Raw genomic sequence first — 16,955 nt, 5'->3', positions numbered from 1 at the left:
CAGGAATGAAAAACGCTGCGCCCCCGTCGCACTGAAGCAGGCCAGGTAGTCAGGTGTGTTGGGCAGATGGCGGCTGGCGCTAATTACCGGGTTGCCGTGTTTCTCCTCAAGCGCGGCCGGCCTGATGAGTAAGATTGCGGCCGGGCTGGAAAGTTTATCGAGACCGGGCCACGCACCAGAAGAAAAGCCCGGCAATGCCGTAATGCCGTTCAGTTAAGACTGAGCGGCATTTTTCTTTTTGGTGTTGTAAACAGTAGCTGAGGCTGTTAACCTGCGTCACCATGCTTGATGACGCGCTCCATTTCCTCGTACAAGCCCAGGAAGACCCGGACTGGGCCCGCCTGGGACGGCACTTGCCTTCCGAGTGGATCGAGCAAGCGGTTGTACACACTGGCAAAGCGAGCATTCGACGGCGCCGGCTGCCGGCCGAGCAGGTAGTGTGGCTCGTCGTCGCCTTGGCGCTGTACCGTCATCAGTCTATCAGTGAAGTGGTTGACGACCTGGACCTTGCGTTGCCGGACGTGCAGGCGCCTTTCGTAAGCAAAAGCGCGGTAGCGCAGGCACGGCAGCGTGTTGGCGCCGAACCACTGCGGGCATTATTCGAGATCTCAGCAAAGGCATGGTCGGAGCAGGATCGCAAGCAGTACCTGTTCAAGGGACTAAGTCTGTATGCGATGGACGGCACGACATTGAAGACGGCGGATACGCCGGAACAGCGCGACCATTTCGGCGAGCAGTCGTATGCCAGTGGCCGGATCGCCAGCTATCCGCAAGTGCGTGGTGTGACCTTGACTGCCGTGCCGACCCACCTGATACGCGATGCCAAGTTTGGCCCTTACGGCATCAACGAGATGCTGTACGCCAAGGAGCTGCTCGCATCGATTCCGGATGATTCGCTTACCGTCTTCGACAAAGGTTTTCTGTCAGCCGAGATTCTGTGCGGCCTGACCGTCGGAGGAACGAACAGGCACTTCATCATTCCAGCCAAGTCCAATACGAAATGGGAAGTCGTTGGCGGTACTGCCGACGATGCGATGATCGAAATGCGCGTATCGCCCCAGGCACGCAAGAAGTGCCCGGACTTGCCTGAGACTTGGCGCGCACGCGCCATTACGATCATCGACCAGAGCGCACGCAAACACGTATTGCTGACCTCACTATGCGACACCAAGCGCTACACGGCCAAAGACGTTGCGACTTGTTATACCCGGCGCTGGCAGATCGAAACGAGCTATCGCGAACTCAAGCAAACGATGATGGGCAGGGCGTTGACGCTGCGCAGCCGTACCGTCGAAGGCGTCTACCAGGAAATCTGGGGAACCTTGACTGCCTATAACCTGATCCGGCTGGAGATCGCCAAGGCCGCACTGGCGGTGAAGTGTGAGCCGACTGAGGTCAGTTTTATCCGTGCATTCCATGTCATCCAATACGAACTGCATTGGGCAGCAGTAACCCGCTCACATGGCAAGCTGCCCGCCTTGATGCAGCGCCTTCGCCAGCGTCTGCTCATGCTACTGAATGAAGAACGGCCCGGTCGAAAAATCGACCGGGCCGTGAAGGCCTTACCTCATCGCTACACTGTCCGCGTCCTGAAAAAAGACCTTAACTGAACGGCATTACCGGCAATGCCGGGCTTTTTCGTGACGCGGACGGATCAGAACGCGCAGGGCGCGTCGGCCAGGCCCTGCACGCCGGGGCGCAGCAGCACGACGGCGCCGCCCCACGCGGCATCTTCCGGCTTGCCCGACACGATCGACGTGACGATCAGGGTCTCCAGGTCATCGCCGCCGAACGTGCACATCGACGGTTTCATGAACGGCAGGTCGATCCTGCGATCGAGCTTGCCGGCCGGCGTGAAGCGCAGCAGGCAGCCGGCGTCGTTGGCGCAGCTCCAGTAGCAGCCGTCCGCATCGACGACGGCGCCGTCCGGCCGGCCCACGTGGTCGGCCAGGTTGGCGAACACGCGCCGGTGCGACGGCACACCCGTCGCGACATCGTAATCGAACGCCCACACCAGGCGGCTGTTCGGATGCGAGTCGGACAGGTACATGGTGCGCCCGTCCGGCGACCAGGACAGCCCGTTCTGCGTGAACAGCCCTTCGACGACGGGCGCCGACAGGCCGTTGCCATCGTAGCGATACAGCTTGCCGACGTCCTTGCCCGCACTCATGTCCATGAACATGGTGCCGCTCCAGAAGCGGCCCTGGCGATCGGTGCGGCCGTCGTTGAAGCGCATGCCCGCGCCCAGGTCGGCCGGCTTGCCCAGCAGGGTGACGGCGACGCTGCCGTTGTCGAACAAATCGACGTCGAACATACCCGTCTCCATGCCGGCAACCAGGCCGCCGCGCGCACGCGGCGCGAGGCAGGCCACCATTTCCGGCGCCTGCCACGAGCGCGTGCGGCCGGCGGCATCGAGCCGCCAGATGCGCTTGGCCGGGATGTCGACCCAGTACCACGCCCGCGTGGCGGCATCCCACGCCGGGCTTTCGCCCGTCGCGCAATGCACGCCGTCGATGCGTTCGATCGACGGCTGCGCCATTACTTCAGCACCAGTTCGCCGTCGACGACGCGCGGGATGCCCAGCGGGTTGTCGCCCGCCAGCGCGGCCGGCAGCAGCTCGGCCGGCACGTCCTGGTACGACACGGGACGCAGGAAGCGGTCGATCGCGGAAGCGCCCACCGAGGTGGAACGGCTGTCCGACGTGGACGGGAACGGGCCGCCGTGCACCATCGCGTGGGCCACTTCGACGCCGGTGCCGAAGCCGTTGAACAGGATGCGGCCGGCCTTGCGCTCCAGGGTCGGCAGCAGCTTTTTCGCCAGGCCGATGTCGGCACCGGTCGCGTGCACGGCCGCCGTCAGCTGGCCTTCGACGTGTTCGGCCACGTCGATCAGCTGCGCTTCGCTGTGGCAGCGGATCAGCAGCGAGCAGGGGCCGAAGATCTCGTCTTCCAGCTCCGGCTTGGCCAGGAACGTGGCGGCATCGGTCGTGTACAGTGCGGCGACGGCGCTGCACGGGTTGTCGGTGGTCTGGCCTTGTGCCAGCAACGTGACGCCTTCGACCTTGCCCAGCTTGGCGACGCCGGTGGTATAGGCCTGGTGGATGCCCGGGGTCAGCATGGTGGCCGCGCCCTTGGCTTGCAATGCGGCGACGGTGCCCTGCACGAACTTGTCCAGCGCCGGCGATTCCAGCGCGATCAAGAGGCCAGGGTTGGTGCAGAACTGGCCTGCGCCCAAGGTCAGCGAATCGGCGAACTGCTGCGGCAGTTTTTCGTTGGCCAGCGCGCCTTCCAGCAGGAACACGGGATTGATGCTGCTCATTTCGGCATACACGGGAATCGGTTCCGGCCGCGCGGCCGCCGTCTTCATCAGCGCGACGCCGCCGGCGCGCGAGCCGGTAAAGCCCACCGCCTTGATGTGCGGGTGGCTGACGAGGTTCTGGCCGATGGTCTGGCCGGCGCCGATCAGCATCGAGAACACGCCTTCGGGCATGTCGCTGTCGATGGCGGCCTGCTGCACGGCCTTGGCCACCAGCTCGGACGTGCCCAGGTGGGCCGAGTGGGCCTTGACGACGACCGGGCAGCCGGCCGCCAGCGCGGACGCGGTGTCGCCACCGGCGACGGAGAAGGCCAGCGGGAAGTTCGACGCGCCGAACACGGCGACCGGGCCCAGGCCGATCTTGCGCAGGCGCAGGTCAGGGCGGGGGGCGGGGGCGCGGTCAGGCAGCGCGGAGTCCAGCGTGGCGGACAGGTAGCGGCCGTCGCGCACGACTTTCGCGAACAGGCGCAGCTGGTTGCAGGTGCGACCGCGCTCGCCTTCCAGGCGCGCCTGCGGCAGGCCGGATTCCTGCATCGCGCGCTCGATCAGCGCCGGACCCAGGTCCATGATGCGGTCGGCGATGGTCTCGAGGAACTTGGCGCGCTGCTCGGGCGTCGTCTCGCGATAGCGGTCGAACGCCTGCCACGCCAGCGTGCAGGCCTGTTCCAGTTCGGCTGCCGAGGCGAGGCCGAACGGCGGCTCGATCTGCGCGTTGCGCGACGGGTCCACGGCCTTGACGGTGCCTTCCTTGCCCAGCACGGCCTTGCGGCCGATGATCATTTCACCCTTGATTTCCATGTGCTCTCCTTTAGTGCGCGCGATGTTGCACGCAGCGGTTGTTCCAGCCAGCAGAAAAGATTAATGCGGGCCGCGGCCCGCATCGGTTTTAATGCATGTTGCGTAACGCTGTTATTGCGGGCCCTGGGCACGCATCAGTTTTTCCAGCATCGCGTATTCCTCTTCCGTCAGGTCGGTCAGCGGTGCGCGCACCGGACCTGCGTCGTAGCCGGCGATCTTCGCGCCCGCCTTGACGATCGACACGGCGTAGCCGGCCTTGCGGTTGCGGATGGCCAGGTACGGCAGGAAGAATTCGTCCAGCAGGCGGTTCTGCGTTTCGCGATCGTCCGCCGCCACGGCGTGGTAGAAGTCCATCGCCAGCTTCGGCATGAAGTTGAATACCGCCGACGAGTATACCGGGGTACCGAGCGCCTTGTAGGCCGCCGCGTAAACTTCCGCCGTCGGCAGGCCGCCCAGGTAGCTGAAGCGGTCGCCCATGCGGCGCCAGATCGAGACCATCAGTTCGATGTCGCCGATGCCGTCCTTGAAGCCAATCAGGTTCGGATTGCGGTCGGCCAGGATCTCCAGGGAATCGGCCGTCAGGCGGCATGCGCCGCGGTTGTACACGACGACGCCGAAGTCCACCGACTTGCAGACCTCTTCCACGTGGCGGATCAGGCCATCCTGGCTCGCTTCCGTCAGGTAGTGCGGCAGCAGCAGGATGCCTTGCGCGCCCACGCGTTCCGCTTCCTGCGCATAGGCGATGGCCGCGCGGGTCGGGCCGCCGGCGCCGGCCAGGATCGGCACCTTGCCGCGGCAGGTGTCGACGGCGGTCTTGATGATGCCCGTGTATTCATCCGGGGTCAGCGAGAAGAACTCACCGGTGCCGCCGGCCGCGAACAGCGCCGAGGCGCCGTACGGTGCCAGCCATTCCAGGCGCTTGGCGTACGTGTCGGGACGGAAGTCGCCATTGGCGTCGAAGTCGGTCACGGGGAACGACAGCAGGCCGTGGGACAGGACGGTTTGGAGTTCTTTAGGTTGCATGTGTCTCTCGCTTCTTTGTCAGGTGATATGGGAGGGCAAGCGCCATCGTTGTATGACATCGTACAACCTAAAACGCAGCACTGCAAGCATTTCGGTTGGGGACTGTCCCCGGTTTTTATCCACGCCGGGTGACCCCTTTGAACTGGGGACAGTGCCCCATGCCTCTACCGTGCGGGCGGATCGCCGCACACCGGTTTCTCCGGACAATTGGCTGCCGACGTCCTTCCGGCCCACGCCGGTGCCCGGCATGCGTTGCTGCAGAATACCGCCGACACTGCCGGTTGCGGCGTGTCAGGTTCGTCCCAATAGCTACAGCTCAGCAGCCGGCCATCGTCATCGGTGGTCACGCTGGCGCTGCCCGCCGGGTTGCCCGGCAAGGTATACCGCGCATAGTTGCGTGGACTTGGATGGTGCGGCGGCAGGATACCCCACAGTGTGCCCTGCCAGATTTCGTGGAACGTCGCGCGGGTCAGCCCCCAGGGACCTTTGAACCCGACGTTTGCACTGAGGAGTGGCGCCTCGCCGGCGGACGACTTGACGACGACCCGCGTGACAGCCTCCCGCCCGCGCTGTTCCTCGCCGGGGATCCGGCCCGCGAACGTGTAGATCACAGCCGCTGCGGTCCTGCGCTCCGTGGCGACTTCCGGCGCCGCGAACAGGGCCTGGAGGCGCGCCACGATCGTCGCGTCATCGTGCAGGCACGACGTGCGCAACGCCGCCTGCAGGTTGACGAGGTAGTCCCGTTCCGTGCGCAAGGGCACGGCCCCGGGGCAAGGCATGTCGTCAGCGCAGGCCAGGCCGGCAGCACACAGCAGGGCGGCGGCCAGGCCGGCGGCGCGCATGTCAGGCCGCCGCCGCCGTTTCTTCCTGCGCCTTGCGCAGGCGCTCGCGGCTGTTGGACAGGTGGGTACGCATGGCCGCCCGCGCGCCTTCGGGATCGCGCCGCAGGATGGCGTGGTAGATGTCCTCGTGCTCGCGGTTGACGCGCTCCAGGTAGACGGCCGGGTCGTCGTGCGCCAGTTGCGCCGAGTTGACGCGCGCGCGCGGGATGATCGTCGTGCCCAGGTGCGTCAGGATGTCGACGAAATAGCGGTTGCCCGTCGCCTGCGCGATCAGCAGGTGGAACTGCACGTCCGCCTCCACCGAGCCGCCCTGCACGATGCGCTGCAGTGCCGACGCCATGTCCTGCGCCTGCTCGTCGGTGCGGCGGGCGGCGGCCAGCCAGGCCGCTTCCGTTTCAAGGCTGATGCGCAGCTCCAGGATCGCCAGTACGTCGCCGATGGTGCGGATCGTGTCGGCCGAGATCAGCAGCGGCGGGGCCGGTGGCTCCAGCACGAACGTGCCGATGCCGTGGCGTGTTTCGACCAGGCCCGCGGCCTGCAGATGCGAGATGGCTTCGCGCACCACGGTGCGGCTGACGCCATGCAACTCCATGATGACGGATTCCGTCGGCAGCTTCTCGCCAGGCTTGAGCACGCCTTCGCGAATGCCGGCGCTGATGCTTTCCACCACCCCCTGGGCGAGATTGCGGTGGCGCCTTTTGGGCGGCGTAACAGTGGCGGTCAGGTCGGACATGCGTAGGCGTCGGGTAAGGGAAGAGGCCATTATAGCAGCAGCCATGCGGGCTCCACCGAGTTGTACGATGACCGCCAGGCGTAAAAAACGCAGGGGTTTCCTGGCTGCTGCTATACTGTATATACGTACAGTACTATTTCTGGTGTGCATCATGAGAATCAAGATGGTCAAACTGCGCATGGGCGGCATTTCGCTGCCCAGCCGTGTCCTGGGCGACCGCGCGGCGCCCCGTTTCGGCGAGCTGCGCATCCTCGACACGGACGACCAGGGGCTGCGCCGCCCCGTCAAGCTGGCGCGCCTGATGGAGCATGGCTCGCCCGTGATCCGGGAAACGCTGCTGGAGCCGCGCATCCTGTGGTGCGGCGACGGCCGGTTTACGTTGACGGGCTTCGAGCGCATCCGCAACCGCAACGGCGAGATCGTCGAGTATGCGCAGTCGTGGCTGTGCGAGATCGACTTCAGCCCCCCGCCCGAGCCGGTACGGGATACGCTGCGCGCGGCACCGTACAAGGATCGCTGATGCACGTTTCTGCGTTTTCATTGCATGTTTATTCGTGTATGCTTTCGTTAATCGAACAACGCGGAGTACCAACATGCAATTGGCAGAAGAGCGGCGGCGGCTGATCGTCGCGGCAGTCGACCATGAAGGGAAGGTGCTGGCAGCCGAACTGGCGCAGCGTTTCCAGACCTCCGAGGACACGATCCGGCGCGACCTGCGCGACCTGGACCTGGCGGGACGGCTGCGCCGGGTCCACGGCGGCGCGATCCGCCGCGTCGGCGGCGAGACCAGCTTCGGCCAGCGCGAGAGCGCCGACCTGCAGCGCAAGGCCTTGTTGGCGCAGGCGCTGCGGCCGCTGCTGCAACCGGGCGACACGGTGCTGATCGATGCCGGCTCCACCAACCTGGCACTGGCGCGCCAGCTGGACGACGGCTGCGCCGCCACCATCGTCACGAATAGTCCCCACATCACGCTGGCGCTGGGCGAATTCCGCCAGACGCGCGTCATCCTGCTGGGCGGTACCTATTCGGCGCAATGTGGCGCCGTGCTGGGTGCCCGCACGCTGGCCGACATCGAGCAATTGCGCGCCGACCTGTGCATCGTCGGGCTGTGCGGCCTCGACAGCCGCCGCCTGGGCACCTCCGACGGCGAGGAAGCCATCCTGAAGCGCGCCATGCTGGCCGGCAGCGCGCGGCGCGCGGCAGCCGTGCTGAACGAGCGCTTCGGGGCCCCGGCACCATTCTTCCTGGGCACGCCCGCTGAGCTGGACCACCTGGCCGTCGAGGCGGATCTGCCGGCCGACCACATGGCGGCCCTGGGCGACGTCGCCAATGGCCCCGAACTGATCGTCGCGGAGCGCCCATGAATACCTCTTCCATTGGCAAGGCGCGCTGGGCGATTTCCACCATTTTCTTGTTGAACGGGGCCGGTATCGGCTTGTGGGCCGCACACGTGCCGGTGGTGCAGGCACGCGCCGGCCTCGACACCGGCGTGCTGGGCATGCTGCTGTTGACGATTGCCGGCGGCGCCATGGCCGCGATGCCGGCCGCCGGCTGGCTGACCACGCACTGGGGCACGCGCCGCACGACATTGTGGGCCGCGTTCGCATTTGCAGCGATGACGGCGCTGTTGATCGGCACGTCGCACGTGGCGGCGCTGTTCGTGGCCGCCTTCGCGTTCGGCGCGGCCAATGGCGCGCTGGACGTGTCGATGAACGCCAATGCCAGCGAAGTGGAAATCGCCCGGGGCACCCCAACGATGTCGTCGTTCCACGCTTTCTTCAGCCTGGGCGGCCTCATCGGTGCGGCTGGCGGCGGCCTGCTCGTGGAACACGGCCTCGGCGACGGCCGTGGCGCGCTGGCGTTCAGCGTCGTCACGATCGTGGCCGTGCTGCTGACGGCCCCGCGCGTGCTGCACACGCCGGCTGTCGGCGCCAGCGCCAGCCATTTCGCGCTGCCGCGCGGGCCGGCACTGGTCCTGGGCCTGCTGGCGCTGCTGTGCATGGCGGTGGAGGGCGCCCTGGTGGACTGGAGCGCGCTCCTGATGACGGAACGCACGGGCGCAACGCCGGGCTCGGCCGCCCTGGGCTATTCGGCATTCTCGATCGCGATGGCGGCGTGCCGCTTTGCCGGCGACCGGCTGACGGTGCGCTTCGGTTCGCCGACCTTGATGGTTGCCGGCGGCCTGTCGATGCTGCTGGGCCTCCTGATCGCCGTGACTAGCACGCACCATGCGCTGTCGGCCGTCGGCTTCGCGCTGGTCGGGCTGGGCGCCGCCAATGTGGTGCCGCTGATCTTTGCCGCGGCCGCCAATATTCCCGGCACGGCGCCGGGCGTGGGCGTGGCGACGGCCGCCACCGTCGGCTACACGGGCCTGCTGCTGGGGCCGCCGGTGATTGGCTGGATCGCCGCACAGACCAATATCGCGGTGGCGCTGGGGGTGTTGTCGTTGTCCGGTATCGTCATTGCGTTCAATGCGCGGGTGGTGCGGACGGCGCGAGCGCGCTGATCGAGTGTGCTGCCGATGTCGGCTTACGAGCCCGCCCGGCTACAAGTTCCCGCGACCGGCAGCATCCTTGAGCGGTACCAGCATCCGGCCCAGTGCTGCCGCAAGCGCGCAGGCTGCTGCTATGCTGGATTGGACAACCGGACGAAAGGAGCGACCATGGCACCGCAACAGGCAGCGCAACTCGTCGAGCAACTGGCGTTGGGCATCGACCCGCGCACTGGCGCGCCGCTGGCCGAGGGCGACGCGTGCACTGCGCCGGAGGTCATCCGAGCGCTGTTCCTTGCCCGCAACGCGTTGCAGGGCGCGCGCGAACCGTTGCGTAGGCCACCCGTCGTACGCAACGGCGTCACACTGGTCAACGCGGGCAAGAAATGGTCGGGCGAGGAAGTCGATACGCTGCTGCAGGCGTTCCAGGCTGGTATGCCGCTGGGTAGCATTGCGGTACAGCTGGGCCGTACGGACGGCAGCATTGTCGCGCGCCTCGTACAGGCTGGCGCGCTGCCGGACCGCGAGAGCGGCTATACCTTGCTGAAGGCGCAGCAGGGCGGTGAGCTGGCGGGTCAGTGAGGGATGGGGTTGCGCAGGCACTCGTCCGCGGTGGGGGCTTTGCCGAGCTTCATCGTATAAATGAAATCTCCCGGCAGGCCCGTGACCGTCTTCCGTTCACCGGGAAGGATTTGCAATGGCGGCGTGGCCGGGGCATAGCGGCACGTGCGTTCCTTGGTGCCGTCGGCCAGGAAGCGCTCCTGGCACAGTGAACTCAGGAACAGGTAATGGCAGGGGGCCGCCGACGTGCGCCCGCAAGAGAGATCGACCGTCGATTTGCCCAGATGTGTCACGGTGGTGACGGCGGGCGGGAGAGGTGCAGCCGCTGCGGCCACCGTGCCGGCTGCAAGCAGGGCGCAGGTCGCTGCGGCACAAGCCAGTACGTTCATGGGATCCCCCGACGTTACAAACAGTCACGCTACCAGAAGTTTGCGGGAAAGGACAGCTTTACGTCACGGGCCTCGCTGTGCCGTAGCCAGCCGCCGCGCGGCGCAGCCGTCGCGCACTGCCCATCCGAAGGCTGCCATGGCCAGCCCGGTCAGCACCCAGCTGGCCCAGCCATGGTCGGCGGCGACGAACGCCGTCGGCATGGTACGCCAGGCCAGCAGGCGCTCGCCCAGCAGCACGAGGATGGCGCCCAGGTTGATGAACAGCAGCAGATGCAGGATGCGTTCGGGCGCCGGCAGCACGCGGATATCGACCTCGAGCTTGACATCGACGGCGGCGATCGCCAGTTCGGCCGCCAGCAACGCGGCAACGATCCAGGCCAGGGCGCCATGCCATTCAAACCACGCGAGGCCGGCAAACAGCACGGCAAACACGCCTTCGCGCAGGCTGTGCAGCAATTCCTCCATGGCTGCCTCTGCGCGGTGGGGCAAGCGTGCCAGCACATCGTGATTGAGCACCACGTCGATGCCGGCCAGCGCGCCGTGCAGCATGCGAACAACGATGTAGCCTGCCATGTCGGAATGTCGGAATGTCGGAATCTCGGAATGAATGGAGGGTCCTCCGCGGCGCCACTGTCGGGCCGCATGGACAAGAATATAGCCCGTCCAACAACGAACTCGCGCACGCGAACCATGCAAGCCATCTTCACGATTGGTCACTCGAACCGCACCATCGAGGAATTCATCGGTCTCCTGTCGGACCAGCGCATCGACCTGCTGATCGATATCCGCACGGTGCCGAAATCGCGCGCCAACCCGCAGTTCGGGCAGGACCTGTTGCCACCGGTACTGGCGGCCGCCGGCATCGCCTACGAGTACATCGCCGCCCTTGGCGGCTTGCGCCATGCGCGCAAGGATTCACCCAACAGCGGCTGGCGCAACAAGTCGTTCCGGGGTTACGCGGACCACATGCAATCCGACGAGTTCAATGCCGGCGTCGACGTGGTCCTCGTGCGGGCGGCCGACCGCCGCTGCGCCCTGATGTGTGCCGAGGCGGTACCGTGGCGCTGTCACCGCTCGATGGTGGCCGACGCCCTTGCCGTGCGTGGGATTCCGGCCGAACACATCATCAACCGCGGCAAGACGCGGCCGCATGTGCTGACCTCGTTCGCGCGGGTCGACGGCGTGCGCATTGCCTATCCGCCGCCCGACGCAGAGGGCGAGCCGGGCGGCGAAGCGCCTTGTTGCTAGCGGCTACCTGTTCAGCACACGCACGTTGCTGATGCCGGGCGCCTCGTTCGAGCGGTTCTGCAGCGTGTAGACGAGCGACAGCAGGGCCAGCGTCTGCACGCTGCGGTCCTCCGGCTCGCCCCGGGGATGCTCGTCATACTGCGCGACGTTGAACTGCTTGCCCCGGTAAGCCACGGAGACGGCGGCGTCCGGCATTTTCTCGCAACAGCGCAGCCGGAAGAAATGCCCGTAGCGGTCCTTGCCGGTGCGGATGGTGACCGGCGCCACGTGCTCCGGCCCCGTCGCGTTCTGGTAACGGCTCAGTTCGCCCAGGTAGTAGATCATCGATTGCGTCGAGCGCAGCACGAGCCGGGCTTCGGCGATCTCGGGCGCGGCTTTCGGCGCGGCGCCGGCTGGCTTCTTTGCAGGCTTGGGCGCCTTCTCGCCGCCGCCTGCCACGGAAATCGACAGCGTGGCGAGCGCCTTGCCGATACGCTGCAGCGTGTCGAGTTCCGTTTGGCTTCCGGCCACGCCTTGGGTGGGCGCGTCGACCGCACAATTGCCGGCGGCTTCGTAGCCCGATGCACCGGCGCCGGAAGCGTCGAGTTTGACGCCCGCCTCGCGGTTGACCTGCGCCAGGCGATAGACGCGCTTGCCGCTGGCGGACGCGGTGGCGACGGTACCGTCGTCGCCGACCTGGACCGGTACCAGGCCGGCATTCTTGACGGTTGTCAGCAGCATGACGTCGCTCAGCTTCTCCGCCGGAAAACGCTCGCCGAAATACTCGTACGACGACGATTCGGACAGCACGAGCCGGCAGCCCGCGATCGTGTCGATCAGCGCGCCGAAGACGGCGAAGGTCTCGTTACGGGGACTGTTCACCAGGTTGTGCAGCAGGTTGCCCTGGCTGTCGTACGTCTCCACGGCGCCGACAAACAGGTTCAGCAGGATCGGCAACGGCCATCCCTGGCTGGCGAAGTAGGCCAGCAGGCGGGCATCGACCGGGGTCGTGAGGCCGCGCATGAATTCCTGCGACATCAGGCTGGTCGTGTCCACGTTCGGCACGGCCTCGACAGATGGTCGCAACGCATAGTAAGGATTTGCCGCGCCGCCGAACGGGATGTCGAGTCCGACGATCGGGTTGCCGATGCCGATGCCGCCCGGCCCGCGCGCACCATGTTCACCTGGGTGAAATGCATGGGCATGCGTTCGTAGGCGCGCGCGATGTTCAGGACGAGATAGGCGTTGTGCGCGTCCTCCTGCACGAGATTGGACGTGATCGCACTCTGCGTCAGCGGACCGGCGCAGCCCGCCAGCAATGCCGTGCCCAACAGGTAACCCGCTGCCCTCGCTTTTCCGATCATGCACTCTCCCTCCGCGTCAACGCCACACCGTCTTGATGCGCGGGGCAGTATAGAGCGTCCGTACAATTCGCAGCGCGCGCTGGCCCGTGCCCTCTAGCATCGAGCCCGCTGTATTACAACCGGAAGTGCGAAAAAAACAACGCCAAAACAGTTCGGTAAAATATTTTTTTGATAACTCTACAGCTGCGAAATAAGAATCGTTATTATGTCGACCGTGTTCCACCCGAAGCAACTTTAACCAGCCACCCCGGCCAGACATTTAGAGGAGATTCGTATGCGGCATTTCAGCGGTGAGTTCGACGACGTACGTTTGTTGATGGAAGATGAACTGGATCTGATCGCCGGCGGCGACGGCGAGGATGGCGACGAAAATCCGACCACTGTCATGCCGACCGTCACGATCGTCGGAAATCGCGACAATACGAAGTCGTACTTCATGCCGAACTTGTTCATCTGGGGTGGCGGCGGCGCTGGATATGGCGGACCGGTGCCGGAACCAACCGACGAGAGTGCCGTCCGTGTCGACGTCAAGATCACCCGGCCATTGACGGCTGACGAGCAGGCAGCCGTCGACGCACTGGTCAAGAGCGTCCAGGAGACGACCAATGCCGTTGCCGCGATTCCCGATAACGCCCGTGTGACCCTGTCCAACGGGCAAAGCGTTACCGGCGCCGAGCTGAAGCAGATCTGGGCCAAGACCGACATCGTCGTCAATGAGCAGGGGTTCACTTACCGCAACGGCACCACGCGTGGCGAGGCCGATTACGCCGGCGGGAATCCACAGGTCAGCTTCAACATCGACAACCTGACCGGCTATGCGGCGAATCCAGGCGGTATGAATTATCTGCCCTTGCACGAACTGGGGCATATGACGAATGCCGGCCGCACTGAGAACGAGCGCCTCGGCAATGGCCAGTCGACCAACGACATGAACGAGCGGGTAGCGAACGATATTGCCTGGGCAATCGCGTCGTATTCCAACATGCCCATCCTCCAGAACCCCGGCAGCGGCTATGACGCCAACCATCCGGGCTTCCGCTGACGACATCGGGGCGGCAACGCCCGGGAACTCGTGAGATGAACATTTTCTTCATTAAGACATTCTCGACCGCGGCCGCGGCGGGAGCCCTTGCCGCCGCCCTGGTTTCCTGCGCGGCAACCGCCCAGACCGCGGTGCCAGCGCAGGGCGCTTGCGCAGCTACCGCAAGCCGGGCGGCGGGCATCAAATATGTCCCGGCGCACACATCCCTGTCTGATCTGTCGATCACCCCAGCCGGCAGCCAGGAGCGGGTGAAGCTGGCCAATGTCGCACTGCTGCAGGGACCTTGCGCGAACGATGCGTATGCTTTCCGGATGGGCCTGGTGCTGTTCAAGGACGGCGCCGTATTCGCGGCCATGTCCAATGAGCGCTTCAGCCATTCGCCGCAGGTCACAGCGCAAAAGCTGGGGATCCGCCCCGTCGAGGATGGCCATCCGGACCTGCCACAGGGGCGCTTCATCATGGCCTCCAAGGTCGACAAGGCAGTTGCGGCAAACGGTGAGCGTACGCTGGACGTGGGCCTGTGGCACACCGGCGACGCTTATGTCGTTGCCGCTTATACCCGGCAGGCAGGCGAATTCAGCGCACCCGTGGAACTGCTCAGGTCGACGCAGCCGATCAGGAGCGTGACGTATTTCCCTGCTCCCGATGCGAACTCGGGGACACTGGGCGTGCTGGCCGAGCATGGCGACAGTGTGGCGTCGGTCAGCCTCGACTGGAACCATGAGGCACTGTCGCGCACCCTGAGGGCACCGAAATAATGCTGATCGACTTCCGTTATCCCTACGAGGAATTCAAAAGCGGCTATTTCGAGAAAAAACCGCTTTTGCTGGAAGGCGCGTTCACGCCGCCGGAACAGCCCATCAGGATCATCGACGATGCGCTCGACGTTGTCGATCCGGACGAAACATATTTGAAAGTCCTGAAAAACGCGGAACGGATCGACCAGCGCCTGCTGATCGAGGAATATACCGACATCGGTATCCGGCGGCGGCGCCTGCGCAAGGACGCGCTGTATCGTTGTCTTGCCGACGACGCATCGCTGGTACTGAACCGTATCGACCTGTATTCGCAGGCGGTGTCCGATATCTGCCTGCAGGTGTCGCGCTTCGCCCGTGCGCAGGCCTCGGCCAATGCTTACCTTTCGTTCGGTCGCGAACCGGCCACCGATATTCATTGGGACCGGCACGACATTTTTGCGGTGCAGCTGTTTGGCGAGAAGCGCTGGCAGATCTACGAACCCACGTTCGCGCTGCCGCTTAATTCCCAGGTCAGCGCGGAAAAAAAGGCGCAGGCGCCGCAGGCCCCCATGCTGGACATTATCCTCAAGGCCGGCGACGTGCTGTACCTGCCGCGTGGCTGGTGGCACAAGGTGGAGCCGGTGGACAACCGGCCCACCTTCCACCTGGCGGTGGGCGCGCACACGCCGCTGCTGCTGGATTACCTGGTCTGGGCGTGCGGTAACAAGCTGCCCGATCACCTGGCGTTTCGCAAATCGGTCAACGGCATCGAAACGGGCGACGGCCAGCTGGAGCAGGCCATCGCCGTGCTGGCGGACATCCTCGCCAATCCCGCCACGTTGCAGGATTTCCGCCGCCGCGCGCAGTCCCGCGAGCGCGTCAATGGGCACGCCTCCTTGTCCGACGTCTTCTTGCCGCCATCGCCCGACGCAGCGCACTGCCGCGTACTGCAGGTCAATTCGCGCTATGCGCCCGATGGCAGCACCATCGTCGTCAACGGCCAGCGGCACGTGTTGACGACGGCCGAACGCCTGGCCGTCGACTTCATCGCATCGCATCCCGGATCGACGGCAGGCGACGTGGCCGATGCCATCGCGGCGCATGGGGTCGTCGATGCCGCGGGCATCCTGGCGGCCCTGCTCAGGCGCGACATCGTTTCCCCTCTCGTTGACGGGTAGCGCATGGCGGGCGTAGAGATTTTTCGGCCGGAAGCGGTATCGTTCAGACAGAAGCGGCTCTACGGGAACATCACGGTCGTCGAGGAACCGGTCACCAACTATGTCGTCATCGCGCTGTGCGCGGCCGCGGCGCTGGCGATCGGTGCCGCGACATTCGGTGAATACGCCCGCACCGAGGCGGCGGTCGGCGTCATCACCACCACCAAGCCGGTGGCCAAGATCCTGGCGCCCAAGCCCGGGATTGTCGATGACGTCTCGATCAGGGAAGGGCAGCACGTCAATGCGGGCGACAAGCTGCTGGTCGTGTCGGTCGATACGCCGCTGGGAAAAGACGAAAGCTACAGCCAGGAAAACCTGCGGTCGTTGGAACGCCAGGCGGCGATCACGGCGGACCAGTTGAGCGTCATTCGCGCCAACATGTCGGTCGAACGCAACCGCCTGGAGGGCGAACTGGCCTATTCCACCGACGAGCTGTCCCAGATCGTGTCCCAGATCGAGATGCAACGCCAGCTGGCGAAATCGCTCGAGACAACGCTGTCGAAATGGGAGTCGCTCGTGAAGCAGGGCTATTTCAGCCAGTACACGCTGGATGAAAAGCGCCAGGAATTCCTGGAGCACCAGCAGAACCTCTCCAAGCTGATGCAGCAGCAGTCTTCCGTCAAGGCACGCATCGCCAACCTGAAGGCGCAACTGGTGGCGCTGGGCAGCGCCGAACGCAAGCAGGTCAACGAAAACCGCATCCAGACCGAATCGATCCGCCAGAATTCCTCGGCCGCGAAGGCCGCCGGTCATTATGTCGTGACGGCGCCGATCAGCGGGACGGTGTCGTCGCTGATGGCGATTCCCGGCAAGTCGCTGCGCTCGCAAGGGTTGGTGCTGAACATCATCCCGGACAACACGGCCTTCGAGGCCGAATTGTTCGCGCCGTCCCGGGCCATCGGCTTCATCGAGCCGGGCCAGAGCGTGCGCCTGCTGTACGACGCCTTCCCGTACCAGAAATTCGGCTCGTATGCGGGGACGGTCGTGGCGGTGTCGAAAAGCGCGATCGCGCCCAGCGACATCGACGTGCCCTTGAACTTGCAGGAAGGCGTGTACCGGGTCCGCGTCAAGCTGCAGCAGGAGCACGTGGCCGCCTATGGCAAGACATTTCCGCTCCAGGCCGGGATGGCGCTGAAAGGCAATATCGTCCTGGAGCGGCGCTCGTTCCTGGACTGGCTCCTGGAACCGATCAGAACAGTTCGAGATAGGGTTTAAC

19 protein-coding genes are annotated in these 16,955 nt (G+C 65.2%); 10 read left to right on the top strand and 9 right to left on the bottom strand.

What is annotated here, in order from left to right:
* Nucleotides 1–281 precede the first annotated feature (281 nt).
* A complete protein-coding gene (locus tag PX653_RS18175; RefSeq protein ID WP_277414130.1) occupies nt 282–1,610 on the top strand; it encodes an IS4 family transposase in 1,329 nt (442 codons plus the stop codon).
* A 44-nt stretch (nt 1,611–1,654) separates the two neighbouring features.
* Here the strand turns inward: PX653_RS18175 and PX653_RS18170 are convergent, their stop codons facing one another.
* From PX653_RS18170 to PX653_RS18150, 5 genes are all read right to left on the bottom strand, one after another.
* A complete protein-coding gene (locus tag PX653_RS18170) occupies nt 1,655–2,539 on the bottom strand; it encodes an SMP-30/gluconolactonase/LRE family protein (RefSeq protein WP_277414154.1) in 885 nt (294 codons plus the stop codon).
* A complete protein-coding gene (locus PX653_RS18165) occupies nt 2,539–4,113 on the bottom strand; it encodes an aldehyde dehydrogenase (NADP(+)) (protein ID WP_277414153.1) in 1,575 nt (524 codons plus the stop codon). The genes PX653_RS18170 and PX653_RS18165 overlap by 1 nt, the downstream gene beginning before the upstream one ends.
* 111 nt (nt 4,114–4,224) lie before the next feature.
* Nucleotides 4,225–5,136, bottom strand: coding sequence for a 5-dehydro-4-deoxyglucarate dehydratase (gene kdgD / locus PX653_RS18160; protein ID WP_277414152.1), 912 nt, complete (start codon nt 5,134–5,136; stop codon nt 4,225–4,227).
* Between the two features lie 164 nt (nt 5,137–5,300).
* Entirely contained in the window at nt 5,301–5,978 is a 678-nt protein-coding gene (locus PX653_RS18155) for a hypothetical protein (protein WP_277414151.1), read from the bottom strand.
* Nucleotide 5,979: 1 nt separating this feature from the next.
* Nucleotides 5,980–6,711 (bottom strand): FadR/GntR family transcriptional regulator, encoded by a 732-nt coding sequence (locus PX653_RS18150; RefSeq protein ID WP_277414150.1) that lies wholly within the window; start codon nt 6,709–6,711, stop codon nt 5,980–5,982.
* A gap of 151 nt (nt 6,712–6,862) precedes the next feature.
* Here PX653_RS18150 and PX653_RS18145 point away from each other — a divergent pair, with 151 nt between their 5' ends.
* The 4 genes from PX653_RS18145 to PX653_RS18130 all read left to right on the top strand — a co-directional run bounded on the left by PX653_RS18145 (nt 6,863) and on the right by PX653_RS18130 (nt 9,784).
* Nucleotides 6,863–7,231 carry a hypothetical protein gene (locus tag PX653_RS18145; RefSeq protein ID WP_277414149.1) on the top strand — a complete coding sequence of 123 codons (369 nt, stop codon included), beginning with the start codon at nt 6,863–6,865 and terminating at the stop codon, nt 7,229–7,231.
* 73 nt (nt 7,232–7,304) lie between these two features.
* Nucleotides 7,305–8,075, top strand: coding sequence for a DeoR/GlpR family DNA-binding transcription regulator (locus PX653_RS18140; protein ID WP_277414148.1), 771 nt, complete (start codon nt 7,305–7,307; stop codon nt 8,073–8,075).
* Nucleotides 8,072–9,217 (top strand): MFS transporter, encoded by a 1,146-nt coding sequence (locus PX653_RS18135; RefSeq protein WP_277414147.1) that lies wholly within the window; start codon nt 8,072–8,074, stop codon nt 9,215–9,217. Before PX653_RS18140 ends, PX653_RS18135 begins: the two co-directional genes overlap by 4 nt.
* Before the next feature lie 156 nt (nt 9,218–9,373).
* On the top strand, nt 9,374–9,784 hold the full coding sequence (locus tag PX653_RS18130) for a hypothetical protein (RefSeq protein WP_277414146.1): 411 nt from the start codon (nt 9,374–9,376) through the stop codon (nt 9,782–9,784).
* Here the strand turns inward: PX653_RS18130 and PX653_RS18125 are convergent.
* Complete coding sequence (locus PX653_RS18125) at nt 9,778–10,152, bottom strand: hypothetical protein (RefSeq protein ID WP_277414145.1); 375 nt, start codon at nt 10,150–10,152, stop codon at nt 9,778–9,780. The genes PX653_RS18130 and PX653_RS18125 overlap by 7 nt on opposite strands.
* 63 nt (nt 10,153–10,215) lie before the next feature.
* A complete protein-coding gene (locus PX653_RS18120; protein ID WP_277414144.1) occupies nt 10,216–10,725 on the bottom strand; it encodes a hypothetical protein in 510 nt (169 codons plus the stop codon).
* Between the two features lie 117 nt (nt 10,726–10,842).
* On the opposite strand from PX653_RS18120, the gene PX653_RS18115 reads away from it, so the two are divergent.
* Complete coding sequence (locus PX653_RS18115; RefSeq protein WP_277414143.1) at nt 10,843–11,400, top strand: DUF488 domain-containing protein; 558 nt, start codon at nt 10,843–10,845, stop codon at nt 11,398–11,400.
* 3 nt (nt 11,401–11,403) lie between these two features.
* Here the strand turns inward: PX653_RS18115 and PX653_RS18110 are convergent, their stop codons facing one another.
* The gene (locus tag PX653_RS18110) at nt 11,404–12,435 is read right to left on the bottom strand and encodes a hypothetical protein (protein WP_277414142.1); all 1,032 of its coding nucleotides are present in this window, start codon (nt 12,433–12,435) and stop codon (nt 11,404–11,406) included.
* A complete protein-coding gene (locus tag PX653_RS18105; RefSeq protein WP_277414141.1) occupies nt 12,417–12,743 on the bottom strand; it encodes a hypothetical protein in 327 nt (108 codons plus the stop codon). Before PX653_RS18105 ends, PX653_RS18110 begins: the two co-directional genes overlap by 19 nt.
* Nucleotides 12,744–13,017: 274 nt before the next feature.
* Here PX653_RS18105 and PX653_RS18100 point away from each other — a divergent pair, with 274 nt between their 5' ends.
* From PX653_RS18100 to PX653_RS18085, 4 genes are read left to right on the top strand one after another with little or no spacing between them, the layout of a single operon-like run.
* Entirely contained in the window at nt 13,018–13,785 is a 768-nt protein-coding gene (locus tag PX653_RS18100; RefSeq protein ID WP_277414140.1) for a hypothetical protein, read from the top strand.
* 35 nt (nt 13,786–13,820) lie between these two features.
* Nucleotides 13,821–14,543, top strand: coding sequence for a hypothetical protein (locus PX653_RS18095; protein ID WP_277414139.1), 723 nt, complete (start codon nt 13,821–13,823; stop codon nt 14,541–14,543).
* Complete coding sequence (locus PX653_RS18090; RefSeq protein ID WP_277414138.1) at nt 14,543–15,700, top strand: JmjC domain-containing protein; 1,158 nt, start codon at nt 14,543–14,545, stop codon at nt 15,698–15,700. Before PX653_RS18095 ends, PX653_RS18090 begins: the two co-directional genes overlap by 1 nt.
* A 3-nt stretch (nt 15,701–15,703) precedes the next feature.
* Entirely contained in the window at nt 15,704–16,954 is a 1,251-nt protein-coding gene (locus tag PX653_RS18085; RefSeq protein WP_277414137.1) for an HlyD family secretion protein, read from the top strand.
* The last annotated feature ends 1 nt before the right edge of the window (nt 16,955 follow it).

The organism is Pseudoduganella chitinolytica (assembly GCF_029028125.1).
Classification (GTDB): Bacteria; Pseudomonadota; Gammaproteobacteria; order Burkholderiales; family Burkholderiaceae_D; genus Rugamonas; species Rugamonas chitinolytica.
The sequence above is the reverse complement of the archived record's forward strand: the minus strand, read 5'-3'. Positions and strand labels throughout refer to the sequence as shown.